This is a genomic window from Clostridium acetobutylicum ATCC 824 (assembly GCF_000008765.1).
GTDB classification, from domain to species: Bacteria; Bacillota; Clostridia; order Clostridiales; family Clostridiaceae; genus Clostridium_S; species Clostridium_S acetobutylicum.
The window spans coordinates 63760-78011 of record NC_003030.1 but is presented as its reverse complement, the minus strand read 5'-3'; the positions used below and the strand labels follow the sequence as shown (position 1 = coordinate 78011).

Genomic DNA, 14252 nt, shown 5'->3' with positions numbered 1-14252 from the left:
TGTTGATCCTACTGTTCAAATTAATAAACCCATTAGACCAATATTGTCATTATTTTCATAAAAAAAAGCAACTAGAATAAGTCCTGCAATTGTTATAACTAGCCCTATAAAAATAAATTTAATACTATAACGTCCTGTACTTTCAGTTTTTTCAGTATGCTTTATCTTTGCGTATATAGTACTTTTAACCATACTATAACAGTTAACAATTAAAGAAATAATAAATAATATTAATTCACATACAGTTACCATTTCATATGACACTACAGAAACAGTAACATTAATATTAGAAATTCCTATTATACTATGTATAAAACCTAAAAAAAATAATGATAAAATTGTTCCAAACATTAGACCAGCTACTAATGAAACTGCATGCAGTACTAAATTTTCTATTATGACGCTTTTTCTAACCTCGTTTTCTGTCATACCTATTGATAACAAAATGCCATAATCCTTTTGCCTTGCCTTCATAAATACACTTTGGGAATATGGAATAAACATACCTGCAAACATTACTATGAAGAAAGTTGGAGCATATATATTGCTTGATATCATCGGATCAACTATGGAAGAATTCATGAACTGCTTATTTAAAACTATTGATATAAAACTATATAAAACAGCAATTGCTGCCACATTGCATAATATAAATAGTCTATATTTTTTAGCATCTTTTTTAAACATTTTATATGCAATTTCACTAAAGGTCATATTCTATTTTTCCTCCCTTAAACTTTCTTTGACAGTATTCAAATCCTCAAGAGTTTTCATAATACAGCTAAAAAACTTAGTCTTATCCCCCTGCTTTCTAATTTCCTTAATTATTGAACCATCCTTAAGAAACACTACTCTATCACAGTAACTTGCAGAATAGGCATCATGTGTTACCATTAGTATACTTGCGTTGTATTCACTATTCATAACTTCAAAGTACGATAGAACCTTTTTAGATGATCTTGAATCAAGATTACCTGTTGGCTCATCAGCAAATATTATTTTGGGGTTATTTACAATAGCTCTACAAATAGCTGCTCTTTGCTTTTGTCCACCTGATATTTCATAAGGATATTTGTCCATTATCTCTCCCATATCAAACCTTTTTGCAAGCTCCATCACCGTATTTCCATCCATAATTTCATATTTCTTATCTAAAATTAAGGGAACCATAATATTTTCTTTTACAGTTAAGCTGTTTAGGAGATTGAAATCTTGAAACACCATACCGATATTATTTCTTCTGAACAAGGACAATTCGTTCTTCTTCATTTTACATATATTATTATTCCAAATACTTATTTCTCCTTCATCGCATTTATCTATTCCTGATGCTACATTCAATAAGGTGGTTTTGCCACTTCCTGAGCTTCCCATAATTCCTACAAACTCATTGTCTTTTATACTTAAGTTTATATTTTTTAACACCATAGTATTGATTTTTTTGTTTGAAGCATATTTCTTATATACATTTTTTATTTCTAATACATTCATATCCTAAATCCTCTTTAATCTTATAAATATTTCAATACCTATTATAACATTTCCTTGTGCCTTAATTAATTCTGTTACCTTAATACAAAATAGCAGAATGAAAAATATTCATCCTGCTATTTTTAGTGATTATTAATGTTCATATGTCCTACCGTAGCTTTTATTATATTGCAAATATCCTCCTGTGAAATTTGAATACCTACCTTCTGTAACTGTTCACTCACATACTGAAGAGTTTTATTCTGCTTATCTAAAGAATTCCACTTTTCTTCCACCATTTCTTTGGCTAACTGCTCTGTCCTATAAACACCATCCACTACAATTTGTCTTGCCTTTTCATAATTTTGTTCTCCCAAAAGCTTCTGTGCTTTTTTTTCTTCTATTTCCTTAAGCTCTATAAGCTGTTTACTATGTGCTTTATATTGTTTAGCTATATATCCACCAATACTAATAATAACAATATAAAAAATATACGCAATAATTTCATTTACACTTATATCCATCTCTATCTCCTCCAATTTTAATATAAAAAAAGAACCATGGTTTGCCATAGTCCTATTACCTTAACATTTAAAAAACTCTTTTCATCAAAACCTTAATTTATTGTTATTTTTCTGCAATTCTTTCACACTTGAAATTTATACTCTAACTACTAGAAACTACTTTATAATTATTTTGCTGCTGCTTCATCATTATTTCTTTTGTATTTACATCAATTATGAAACTAGTATGGTTTTGGATAACCAAATTATCCTTTGGCTTTATTGTAAAATCTGTTATCTGAGACATGTCATCTTTAAATTTACCAAAGAAATTCATGTCTTGTATTCCTGTCGCTAAACTTATAATTTCACCTGAACTTTTAGAATAAAATATGGTCATATTATCTTCATTTTCTTTTATCGTAGCCATGTACATTCCTCCAATCACGCTACTACTGTATAATTAACTTCCAAATTTATTAATATAGGTTCATTCCAATTACTCTCATGACAAACAAAGCAGCTTCCATTTATGCCAAACCAATCATCATGCTGTTCTGATACAAAACAACAAAAACTCTTAAGCATAAATCCATCCGAGTAATTAACTATATTTGCAGGATTTACATTTACACTGTAATTTTTCCCTACAAACTCTGCTGGTAAATGTATTATCGCAAGAGGCACCTTGTCTGACAACACAACTTTCCCGCTGTATAATAAATAATGGTATTCTGAATTATTATTTACTACTGGTAATTCAGGCACACTAAAATTCATTCCTGTATTTGTTTCTGCATATCTATTCCACACACTAGTAATATCTATTGAATGCCCACTACTAGCCTCAAAATATTCCCCACCATCTAAAGCACTTGACCAAGCAGAATACCATGTAACGCCATCTTCCGAAACTTCTGTTCTTGTTCCATGATAGGTTCTATCACCATAAAAATGAAAAATTTTAAGGGTTTGAATATCATTGTAATTTTGCCCTAAATCCACAATCACATAAGATAACCCAGAAGAATGTACCTTTGCAGAATCTTTATCAAGATTTCCATCTGTTAATGAAGTTAAATTGCTTCCCATTGATCCCCAAGCATTTTTCCCTTGAGCCACATTTTGACCAGATGAATTGATAGCTTGTATTTCAACCCAATCGTTAGTATTATCTATATTAGAACCATTGAGCCAATCTCTTATATACCTTATATTCCTATGTGTTTTAGCTTCACTATCAAATATATTTGTCCAACTATTACCATCTTGGCTAACTGCAATACTACTTCTATACACTCTAGAATCATCCCATATGTGCTTTACATTTATATTATTTACCTCTTCAATTACTCCCAAATCCACTTGAAAATACTGATTAGAACCATCTGTAGCTACTCCAAAGTTATAGCTCTCATCCTCTCTGTCAAGAACAACATTGTATTCATCATCTGAACTTAATCTTGTTCCTGTATAACTAGTATCTTTTTGATATGCTACATTTGTTCCCGCCGCATTGTATGCAGCAATATTTACCCATTCCATAGTACCTGTATTTGAAGTACTTCCACTACCATAAGCTCTTATATACCTTATACCCTTTAATGTGCTATGGTGTTTTATTCCTCCAGCAGATATTGTTGTATAGTTCCCTTGATTATCAGAAGTTTTCATACTTCCTCCAGTTAAATCAAACTTAAGAGAATCATCTTGGCTTGATAAAACACCAGTCTTAATTACGTTAGCATCTAACGTTCCTGTAGTTACAAAATCGGCATTAATCTTCCCATCTTTCGTAATAGCTGTGGCATATGGTCCATTGTATCCTGTAGAACTATACCCCAATCCATTTACATTCCATCTCCATATTTTCTGAGCTGCATTTACATCATTATTATCCATAATAAGTAGCTCACTATTACGTTTTAGAACGTATCCTCCTAGTGCTGAATTTATCGTAGTTGTAGCATCTTCTATGGACTTTTGCATTGCTGATTTATCATTGTTGTAGATTGTATTTATAAAATTTTTATAGTCATTATAATTATCATCGATTTTCTTTTGAGTATCTTCTGGAGCTGGTGTCCAGTCGGTTGCTTTGTTGCCTTTTTCTAGTTTTGGATTCAGTATATCTATATATGTGCCATTAGTAATATTTATATTATTAATATCAAGAGCCCTTATATATTGATCTCCAACCTGTGTTGTATAAGTTGCATATGCTTTAAAAACTCCATTTCCTCTATCTTGTATACTTGCTTGAATTGGATGATGTCCATTATTAGTAAAAAAGGTTATGCTGAAGCTATTAAATATCCCATCAGTTTTGAATAAGAAACTTTCTGTATACTGTTTTCCTTCAATTATGTTTGTAGTCTTATCTTGTAATATTTCATCCGTTGAATTTAGTCCTAATCTCCAAAAATTATCTGATTGCTTTACACCTATAAGCCCACTTGGGTACGTGTGTAAGTTATCAGTTGATCCTACAATCAAATTTACACCGTTATTTTCCAACTCATCTAAATTTTCTTTTACTTTCTTAACTATTAACTGTAACAATTCATTTTTAGCATTATAATAACTTATAAAATTACTTTTAAATGTATTGCTATCAATATCGGAAGTAACCGTAATATCTGATATTAGTGGAGTTACATACATTTCTAGTGCAGCATAACTATTATCGTAATTAGCTTTATCTATCTCATAATGATCTGCTTGAGCATCAATATAACTTTTTTCTGACTGTATAGCAAACCAAGTTTGGTTTAAATTCTGTTTTTCAATTGGCGATAACTTGTTATCCTGTGACATATTATCTATGGCATTTATTGCATTTGTAGCATTTATACTTGCATTATTTGCTGTACTTAATGCATTATCCACATCTTTTTGAGTTTTATCTATTTGACTTTGAGTATCTTCCGGCGCTGGCGTCCAGTCAGTTGCTTTGTTTCCTACTTCTAACTTAAAATTAGTTAACCAAAGTTCACCAATATCGGTGATAATATACAAACAGGGTTGATCTCCTTTTTCCTTTGGTTTAAACGTAACAGTAAACTTTGTCCACTTATCTGATAGTTGAAACTCTTGTTCCTCAAGACACCAATTAGTACCATCCCCATTTACAAATGCAACTAATAACTCTTTGTTTTCAGTTGATTTACCCATAAATGACAAAGTATACTCCTTGTCTGTATCAAATAACTGAGTATAGTAAGAATAAAATATATTACGAATTACACTCCAGGAAACATCATTCTGCTTATCAATATAAATTACAGAACCATAAACATCATCATTTACAATTTTTAAAACTGTTTTTTGATTAGTTCCTGTTTCTAAAAACCAATAATTTGTGTCCTTAAAGTTACTAGTATTTCTTAATAAATTTCTTCCACCAACCTGTATATTCTTAGCGTAGCTATCATCAGTATATTTATTAAGCTTCTGAAAATCCCCCTCAGCATATGAGGTTCCAGGCGCTTTACTTCTTTGACAGGTTAGAATTTCTCCTGTATCCCCTTGGCACCACAAATCTCCAATATCATAAGGAGGTATTGGTTGCGCTACAAAAACTCTTCTTTTAGAATCTGCTGTATCTCCAGCCTTTTGTGCTTTACTTAGCGCTTCTGTTACATCAATATCAGTGATTTTAAGCCATTGATATTCTTTGTCTACTAACGCAAACCTGTAAGCATATCCTGTATCAATATCATAATATAGATCCCCTAAATGATTATTTTTTGTATTGTCATCTTTCCAAGCACTTGAAGGTTCATTAGCTAAACTAGGCTCCCCTTTATAAAACCAAGTGTCAATTACACCATCCAATTGAGCCTGCATATTAGCTTTATCCGTTTTATAAACACCATTCATAAATTCTACTAATTTTGTATCATCAGTATACCTACTTGCTAGCTCCCAATCCGAAGCATCATACGTCGCTCCGGAGAGTTTAGAATTTATACATATTAAAATATCCCCTTCTTTTCCTTGAGACCATAAATCACCTTGATCATAAGGCGGATTTGGCTGAGCTACAAAAACTCTTCTTTTAGAATCTGCTATATCTTGAGCCTTTGAAGCCTTTTCATATGCATCTATAGCATTCTGGCTTTTTATTTCATCCCAATTTCCTGTAGAACCATTAAATCTATACAACTGTTTTGTATCTGTTTTATACCACATATCACCATTGTGTGCTAAATTGCTTTCAGTACTCCAAATCTTAGGATCCTTATCCTGATAATAGCTTTCTATCTTACTATCAAGTTGAATTGTTACATCGTCATTAACTTTATTTATCATAGATTGGGTATCACTAATTGAATTACTTAAATCACCAAACATATCTGATAAGGTCTTTTTAAAATCTCCAAGTTCAACCTCTTCTATCCTATTAGTTAAAACATTCTTTTTTATCCTTATAACCTCAGCCTTTAAATCAATGCCAAGCCTTGAATGTTTTACAGTTACTGTATCTCCCATGTATACACTTTCAAGTACTTTATAATTTTTATACTCTTCTGTTTTAGTAAGCTCAATAAAGTCAACTGTGTAATTAATTGTTGGTTTATCTACGGTTTGAATATATGCCTCAGCTGCTTCCTTTAATTTAGCTTCATCATCTATATCTGAGAATTCAACTTCACGTACGATAGGATTATGATAATTATTTATAAGCGGTGAATCTACATACTTTTCTAAAAGTAGCAAATCATCTTTTCCCAATGGCATAATCCTAGTAACCACATCATCCATGTCCAAGGTTTCCTCTATACCCACAATATTTTTGCCATACCGTACAGTTACCCCTCTATCTTCCCCTCTATTGTTTAAATACTTAATGATAAAATTATCTCTTTCTAATTCTCCACCATAATTACTAAGAATACTTCCTGAGCCGTCTCCATCTGAACTATCACTAGACATTATTGCTTCAACAACATTTTTTCTTACATAACTAGCTGATGCATTTGAAGAAACATCACCCGTTACTTTAAAGGGATGTGGAAATTGAGTATTATTAAGTATTAAATCTACAGCTCCAACACCGGTTGTATTTACTATACTTACCTCTTCAATAAAATTATCTAGAAGATCATAAAATATGTGTCTTGCATTTACAGTTACACCTTCTAAATTTTTTTCTTTATGATAAATCCTAAATAGCTGTCCATCGGCTTTTATAATATTTTTTTCTACAAGATACTGCCACTTACCTCTATCATCTATTGGATACTCAAGAGTTAACTCGTAGCTATCATTTAATTTTTCCTCTATAAAACAAGACTTGCAGTCGCTTAAAACCACAAGTCCATTATTCTTAAAATTTTCTTCTTTTAATGCTGTCTTTCCATCATATAAACAAATCAATTAAATCCACCTCCAATTAGGTGTTACTTCCAATTTATCAACATTACCTATCCAATCTAGGGTATTTTCACCAAGCTTCAACTTAGGGAATTCCCCACCCATCTGATTATTGCACAAAGCAGTGTCTTTATAACAATCCATAAGCTTAGAATCTATAGTTATATAATCCACAACATTAGTTAAAGTTACTGTATTATCATTTATATTTAATGTTATATTTCCAGTTCCATATACTTTAATTATTGGATTAGCCTCAAAGCTTCCTAAATTACTTATACTCCCCTTCGATATAAGTGTTATTATTTGTGGATTCACCTCATACTTAAATGGCTTACATTGAAAATTCACCTGGAAGCTTCCCAAAATTTCAGTTTCCTGGGAAATATCTATCTGCTCTATAACTCTTCCCTCATATTTCTTATCAGGCTGATTTGAAAATATTAAATCTCCCATACCACTACTTAACCAAGCTCTTATTTTATCTAGTATATTAGGGAGATTATCATCTATAACATTACATTTCACAGATACGACAATATCCTTATAAGTTCCATCATCCTCCACCAAACTTCCGTTAAGTCCTGGAACCTCTGTAAGTGTTACATTTCTCTCAGGCAGAGGCATTGATGGTCTTTCTTCAACATATACTCCAAAATCTTTATAACTATCTTTACCTAAAAAATTAAAAGAAAACATAACTATCTCCCTCCTTTTGCTGCTTTACTTTTCTGCATATAAAAGTTAAGTTTATTAGCCAAAGCTTCAATATCATAATCATTTGCAATACTAAGATTTTCAACATGTAATAAAGCATTGTACTTATCACCACCGGTTGAAAAAGGATTTGATGTATTACCAGCTACTGCTAGATTCATTCTTCCCATAGTAGAAAAATTCATATTAACAAGTCCTTTTGCTGCATCGACTATATTGCTTTTATTCTTTCCAATGCTTGTTACCATCTTGCTTGCCATACCATTTAAGGAATTTACTACTCCACCTGTGTTTTCTTCAACTCCTTCAGCGACTCCAGCAGGAATAAACAAACCTACTTCTTCTTTAAATACTCTGCTTGGTGAATGTATTCCAAGCACATTTTTTGCAACATTTAGAGCTTTACCAGCTAAATCCTTAAGGCTGTTAAATAAATTTTCTCCTGCTGATTTAATACCGCCAATGATACCGTTTATAATTTCACTTCCTAATTGAAGCCAACTTACATTCTTAATAGCATTCCATATAGCACTAATTATTTGCGGAATTGCTGCTATTAATTGAGGTATAGCCTTAACTATTCCTTGTACAATTGCCACAAGTATTTTAAGTCCCATTTCAATAATTTGTGGAAGATGCTGTGAAAGTGTGTTAATCATTGTGATTGTCACTTGTATAATTGAGTTAATTATCTGTGGAAGATTATTAGTGATTCCTTGTACTAATGCTAAGATTATCCTAAGTCCTGCCATGATAATTGTAGGTAGATTTTGAATAATCGATTGCAAAATAGTCTGAATAAGTTTTATTACTCCTGGTAATATCTTAGGAAGATTCACCGCTAACCCATTAACTAAAGCTGTTATAATTGAAGCTGCTGCATGTATTAAAGCTGGCGCATTTGCTGTAAGAACTTTTATAAAATTGTTTAATAAAGTTGTACCTGCCGCCATGATTTGTGGTAATTGTGCAATTAATTTTGCAGTAAACTGTTGTATCATCTTCGGCCCTTTTGCTATTAGTTGTTTTGAAATAGAATCCAACTTTTTGCCAGACTGCATTTGAAGCACACCTAAGCCAACAAGTACTGCTGCCAATAATGCTGCGGGTCCCACTGCTTTTAGTCCTAATTTAACCAATCCTGTTAAACCTGAAGTCATTTTTTTACCTAAAAGCTTAAATACAGGTGTGACTTTTTTACTAATGCCAACAATATTAGATACAAATTTCTTACTAATATTAGCTAATGGTGATATAATCTTTTTACTCATATTGCCCATTTTAGATGTGACTTTACTCATTGTACCTGTAATACCAGACATACTAATTTTTAAATCACTGTTAACCTTTTTAATATTTTTGCTTAGTCCTTCTGGAAGTTTATCGAACACACCATTCATACTTTTTCTTATAGCAGATGCTGCATTTTTAACCTTAAGATTGATTTTATCCATTGCATACAGTGATATTATTTGCAAACTTTCAATTGCCGATTGAAGTTTTTTTATTCCACTTGAATTTCCAACCTTACCACCTAGTATTTTAATTGAATTTGCAAATTTCTGTATTGCTGTTTCACCGTTCTTGTAGCTTATTATAAGAGCTTTCATTTCGTTTTTATTTTTAACCGCTAAAGCTAAAAATTTATTCATCCCATCTAAGGTAGGTTTAATCCCCACTGCTATTAACGCAAAAGCCACTGCTGCTTTTTGAGTTGCTGGTGTTATTTTTCCCATACTTAAAACAAGACTATTAACTTGCTTTAAAAAATTGGTTAGAGTTTTCATCATCCCATTTAACATCTCACTGTTAACACTTACCAAATTATTCTTTAATATTTTTAATTGCCCTGAAAATGTATTTCCAGCAGCTTCGGCGCTTCCACCATATTGTTTCTCCAATTGTTTTAAAATTATATTTTGTGCTCCTGCTATATTTCCCGCTTGCTGCATAGAACTTATCTGATCTTTTTGAGAAGCTGTAAATTTCACTCCTACACTTTCTAGTTCACTTATTCCTTCAATTGGATTATTCAAAGCCTTACCAAGTTCAAGTGCTGAAGTTTTGGTATCCTTACCTAGTGCTTGAGACATATCATTTACACTTTTAAGTGCTTGTGGAAAAACACTTTTGCCTATATTGCTAAATGTCAGCAATAGATTTTCTGTAGCAATATTAGTATTTTCACTAAAAGCTGTTATTCTTCCTTCACCTTCTGCCAGCTCCATAAGCTGTCTTTTAGTCATTCCACTAGCCTCTCCAGTGTTTTTTAGTATAGAATTCATTTGTGAAAGTGCATTATCACCTTCAATTACATCGTTCAAAATATTTTTTAAACCTATTCCTTCAATCAGCTGATTTCTAAGATTTAATACGTTATCTATAATTTTCTCAAAACCTTTATCAAGCTTACTTATCATTGTTGAAACAGCTGTATCTTCTAACAACACACTACTTAATAACCCCATATTGTCCCTCCTCTCTGACATTTTATAAACAAAAAAGAGCTCGTACAAGCTCTTTTTATATGTCTATTTAATTTTCTTTTCTGGACACAAGAAACATAAATCATCCCATATGCTTTTATCCAAAATCATACCTCTTTCCTGTTCATCCTCTTTAAATTTCAATATTATTTTTCTTGAATCTGTAGTCTTTACCTCTGTTTTTATTGGCGTCGAAGTAGTCTTCTTTCTACTACCTATTATTGCTCCTGTATTACCATCTAGAAGTTCTCCTATTATCGCCCCTCCAATAGACGAACCTCCACCTCTAATTTCTCCACCTGAAACTATTGTATCTCTATGATATTCGCCACTTATAGAAAAGTTTAATATATTTCTTTTTAAAATAAGTACTTTGAAATTATTTTCTTTATCATAAAGACAAATACCGTTGCTTCTATTTTCAAAAAATAGCTTACTACTAAGCTCTGTTTTGTATCCTCCATAATACTCTATTTTTCTTAACCCTTTAGGAATCATTATTTTTTCTAGTTTTTCATCTTCAGCACTACTTTTACTATTATCTGGTAAGAAATATCCTATGATGAAGATTGCACCAATAACTATTAACGCCTTCCATTTAAGAACTGCTATAAGAGCTATTGCAATTACTAACGCAATAATAATATAACCCATACCAAACCTCCCGTACAAAGTTTGTTTTAAATATACAACTTTTAACAAGGTTTGGCAAGATAGATTATTTTTCATTTTTATCAAATATCTATATATTATTTTTTCTAACTTCCTCTATCAAACTCTACAGCACTTAACTCCAAATATTGGCATTCACCTTTTCCAAGCAGCTATAATCCTCTCAGCTTTATTTATTATATCTTCCTTCTCATGCTTTACTTCTCTTGTTGATTCCTTAGTTTGAATAGCTTTATCTCTAAACTCCTCAAAGGTTTCAAAGTTCTTTTCCGTCATAAATAACCTGTTTAAATTCCACATTTCAAATAGCTTTTCATCTAACTGCTTTTCATATGCCTTTTCAATAAGTTTAATTCCTAGTAACATATCTAATTCCATTACAAATGGATTATACCTACTTAAGAGCACATCTAGGAAGTCCGCCTCATCTACTTGGAGGCTAAGGATAAAAAATCATTAAACCCTTCCTTAGAGAATACTTCCTTTATCATACTTATTGTTTCTTTTGGTGCTTGTTCACTAATCTCTTGTGGCGTTTTACCACTTAAATCTGCAAGAAATTTGTAGGTTTCCTGCTCTGCATTTGAAATATTCTCTATAAAGAGCATAATCATATCTATTTCAAGCTCTTTCTCTGCTTTCTTTCTTTCTTTAGGCGTACCTGTAATATTTGCTGCAAGTCTCTTCAATTCATCTTTTATATTCATCTTCTTTAAAATTCTGCTTAAGCTAAATAAATCACTTGTTTTTAAATTTCTCATACTTTTTCCCCCTAACTTATATTAGTTATTTATTACATTTGTAACTGCAACATCCTCTAGTACTACACCATTTTCAGATTTAACCTGCTTGCTTGTATCTGCTGGTTTTGCATATGAAATTGTAACACTTTGACCACTTGTTGGTGCTGTTGTTAATGTTATTTCTATTGTTTTTGCATCATTTCCTTTTTTGATTGCTGTAATAGCATCTGCCTTATCCGCAACTGTTACTGTAAAACCATCTTTATATAATGTTTCATTTACTATATCGCTCATTGTAAGAACTATATTTCCTGAACTTACTGCTGCACTACTTAAGGTAAATGCATCACTTGTAATCTTAGGGTAATAAATTTTGTATGGTAATGCATCAGGATTTGCTGGATCTGCATGTGCTGTAAATGTAACTGCTACTGTATTATCCTTACTATCCTGTGTTTTAAGCTGCAAACCATCTAAACATAACGCATTTTCAATTAAAATTATTATTGGCTTTGAGCTTCCTGAAAGTGTTCCAACTAAAGCTAAATTCTTTATATAATCAGAATCATCTATTTGAATTTTTCCGCTTATAACATCATAATTATCATCTGCTGTTCTATCTATATTTGCTGTAAGTGCTGATGCTAAAATTTCCTCTGTCATTTCTATAAATGTACATTTTAAAGTTGTTGTTACGCTGTCCACTAACTCTAATCCTTTAGCATTTGCAGCCTTTACTCCATCAACCTTTATTTGTCTCATTTTTGTTTTTACATCAAACTCATTTCCACCTGAAGTAGCTCCAACTAAAGCTTGATCTGGTAATCCAAAGTTTTTATAAATTGCTCCTGAATCAATTAATAAGTGCTCCATTGTTTTATTTGTAAATCCATTTGTATTAATATTATTTGTATTTATCATTTTATATCCTTCCTCTCATATACTTTAATTAAAAATCTAAGTTCTCGACGCTGAGTGATTTCATCAATATCTTGAAGCTCCAACCTATTTGTTGTATCCTTGTATATAATGTTTGCATCAGTGTCTGTAAGATCCAATCTATATGTCTTATCCTTATTTATTTGAATAAACATATTATCTGTCTTTATTATCCTAGTATTTAAACCATTCATAATAGCCTGTACTAGTTTATCTGTAATGTTTTCAATTTCCTCTATCTTTTCACTTTTGTTATCCCAAATATCTATATACAGCTCATTAAGACTACTGTACTCATTATTAGCCTTAACCTTAGGGAAACTAATTTCTGCATAGGGATACACTTTTTCTTTTCCTCCTGGATAATGCTCATAATATGAATCAACAATTGGACTAACAATTTCATATATCACTTTGTATAACTCCAACATTTTATTTATATCACCTCCTTTCAATTTTTTAGTTATTTAAGTTTCTTTTCTATATAACCAAAATAATTTTTTGTAAAATAAAAGCTTCGTTTTAAATAAGTATTAATTTCTATACTCACTTAAAACAAAGCTAATTTAAAATATTCTCACGCGTTTAAATATTTTTCTATGATGTAATTGTAGCACATGTTTTCTTATAATTGTCTCGTCTATATATTAGAATTACATAGTAAAAACCTTATATAATTCTTTTATTTTTAAGGTATCTAATTGCCCTAAGTCCTTAATCTACAACGCTAAAGCAAATGCCACTTCACTCCAATCTAAACTATCAATAATCACTATAACTTCCGTTCTTAGCCTGCATTTCTTCAGATTAATCTCAGTATCCCCTCGAATTAAGCCTTTAGTTATGAGGCTTTCAAATGAACTTTGAGACAAATTTAGCTTTTCCCTAATCAAAGCAGCTACCTTAAGCTGAGATGGATAAGTACTTTTTATATGCAATTCTACAGGAATACGGAAGTTAATATCTTCCCCTATTATCTTATACTTTGTGTATCCAAGTTCCACTCCATTTTTACGTATTAACTCCAAATTAACAGCATATCTCTCAGCAAGCTCTTTATCGTTGTTATGGAATGCCTCTAATAATTTAGGCTCAATACTTTTAGGCTTAACACGTGTATATATAGTCATATTCCAAGTAGAATTACAATTTGAACATTTATATATTAACCATACATCTAGGTATTTACGTTGAGCATTTATTCGAAACATACCAGAACAAATGAATTCTGTTTTTTTACCACACTTCTTACAATGCTTAATCACAGGTGGCAAAGATAGATACTGTATATTCCAGTCTATCCTTTTCATAAAAATTACTCCTTCCTATTAAAATCTAATAGG

13 protein-coding genes are annotated in these 14252 nt (G+C 31.3%); all 13 read right to left on the bottom strand.

The features are described from left to right. Nucleotides 1-15: 15 nt before the first annotated feature. The 13 genes from CA_RS00380 to CA_RS00320 all read right to left on the bottom strand — a co-directional run bounded on the left by CA_RS00380 (nucleotide 16) and on the right by CA_RS00320 (nucleotide 14219). Complete coding sequence (locus CA_RS00380) at nucleotides 16-714, bottom strand: FtsX-like permease family protein (protein WP_010963395.1); 699 nt, start codon at nucleotides 712-714, stop codon at nucleotides 16-18. Nucleotides 715-717: 3 nt separating this feature from the next. Continuing rightward, on the bottom strand, nucleotides 718-1491 hold the full coding sequence (locus tag CA_RS00375; protein ID WP_010963394.1) for an ABC transporter ATP-binding protein: 774 nt from the start codon (nucleotides 1489-1491) through the stop codon (nucleotides 718-720). 122 nt (nucleotides 1492-1613) lie between these two features. Next, nucleotides 1614-1994, bottom strand: a complete 381-nt coding sequence (locus CA_RS00370; RefSeq protein WP_010963393.1) for a phage holin, LLH family — start codon at nucleotides 1992-1994, stop codon at nucleotides 1614-1616. Between the two features lie 142 nt (nucleotides 1995-2136). Beyond that, a complete protein-coding gene (locus CA_RS00365; protein ID WP_010963392.1) occupies nucleotides 2137-2403 on the bottom strand; it encodes a hypothetical protein in 267 nt (88 codons plus the stop codon). 14 nt (nucleotides 2404-2417) lie between these two features. Beyond that, a complete protein-coding gene (locus tag CA_RS00360; RefSeq protein WP_010963391.1) occupies nucleotides 2418-7355 on the bottom strand; it encodes a phage tail spike protein in 4938 nt (1645 codons plus the stop codon). Next, nucleotides 7356-8051: a distal tail protein Dit gene (locus tag CA_RS00355; protein ID WP_010963390.1), complete on the bottom strand. Its 696-nt coding sequence runs from the start codon at nucleotides 8049-8051 to the stop codon at nucleotides 7356-7358. A 2-nt stretch (nucleotides 8052-8053) separates the two neighbouring features. Continuing rightward, nucleotides 8054-10537 carry a phage tail protein gene (locus CA_RS00350; protein WP_010963389.1) on the bottom strand — a complete coding sequence of 828 codons (2484 nt, stop codon included), beginning with the start codon at nucleotides 10535-10537 and terminating at the stop codon, nucleotides 8054-8056. A gap of 63 nt (nucleotides 10538-10600) precedes the next feature. After that, a complete protein-coding gene (locus CA_RS00345) occupies nucleotides 10601-11209 on the bottom strand; it encodes a hypothetical protein (protein WP_010963388.1) in 609 nt (202 codons plus the stop codon). A 153-nt stretch (nucleotides 11210-11362) separates the two neighbouring features. Continuing rightward, complete coding sequence (locus CA_RS00340) at nucleotides 11363-11635, bottom strand: hypothetical protein (protein WP_010963387.1); 273 nt, start codon at nucleotides 11633-11635, stop codon at nucleotides 11363-11365. Nucleotides 11636-11655: 20 nt separating this feature from the next. Then, complete coding sequence (locus tag CA_RS00335; protein ID WP_010963386.1) at nucleotides 11656-11988, bottom strand: hypothetical protein; 333 nt, start codon at nucleotides 11986-11988, stop codon at nucleotides 11656-11658. A gap of 21 nt (nucleotides 11989-12009) precedes the next feature. Further along, nucleotides 12010-12891, bottom strand: a complete 882-nt coding sequence (locus tag CA_RS00330; RefSeq protein WP_010963385.1) for a SwmB domain-containing protein — start codon at nucleotides 12889-12891, stop codon at nucleotides 12010-12012. After that, the gene (locus CA_RS00325) at nucleotides 12888-13322 is read right to left on the bottom strand and encodes a hypothetical protein (RefSeq protein ID WP_014518801.1); all 435 of its coding nucleotides are present in this window, start codon (nucleotides 13320-13322) and stop codon (nucleotides 12888-12890) included. Before CA_RS00325 ends, CA_RS00330 begins: the two co-directional genes overlap by 4 nt. Nucleotides 13323-13628: 306 nt before the next feature. After that, on the bottom strand, nucleotides 13629-14219 hold the full coding sequence (locus tag CA_RS00320; protein ID WP_010963383.1) for a DUF1062 domain-containing protein: 591 nt from the start codon (nucleotides 14217-14219) through the stop codon (nucleotides 13629-13631). Between the last annotated feature and the right edge of the window lie 33 nt (nucleotides 14220-14252).

Excerpts from the sequence above, each read along its gene's own strand:
- CA_RS00380 (WP_010963395.1), bottom strand. The coding sequence starts at position 714 with ATGACCTTTAGTGAAATTGCATATAAAATGTTTAAAAAAGATGCTAAA.
- CA_RS00375 (WP_010963394.1), bottom strand. The coding sequence starts at position 1,491 with ATGAATGTATTAGAAATAAAAAATGTATATAAGAAATATGCTTCAAAC.
- CA_RS00370 (WP_010963393.1), bottom strand. The coding sequence starts at position 1,994 with ATGGATATAAGTGTAAATGAAATTATTGCGTATATTTTTTATATTGTT.
- CA_RS00365 (WP_010963392.1), bottom strand. The coding sequence starts at position 2,403 with ATGGCTACGATAAAAGAAAATGAAGATAATATGACCATATTTTATTCT.
- CA_RS00355 (WP_010963390.1), bottom strand. The coding sequence starts at position 8,051 with ATGTTTTCTTTTAATTTTTTAGGTAAAGATAGTTATAAAGATTTTGGA.
- CA_RS00350 (WP_010963389.1), bottom strand. The coding sequence starts at position 10,537 with ATGGGGTTATTAAGTAGTGTGTTGTTAGAAGATACAGCTGTTTCAACA.
- CA_RS00345 (WP_010963388.1), bottom strand. The coding sequence starts at position 11,209 with ATGGGTTATATTATTATTGCGTTAGTAATTGCAATAGCTCTTATAGCA.
- CA_RS00335 (WP_010963386.1), bottom strand. The coding sequence starts at position 11,988 with ATGAGAAATTTAAAAACAAGTGATTTATTTAGCTTAAGCAGAATTTTA.
- CA_RS00330 (WP_010963385.1), bottom strand. The coding sequence starts at position 12,891 with ATGATAAATACAAATAATATTAATACAAATGGATTTACAAATAAAACA.
- CA_RS00320 (WP_010963383.1), bottom strand. The coding sequence starts at position 14,219 with ATGAAAAGGATAGACTGGAATATACAGTATCTATCTTTGCCACCTGTG.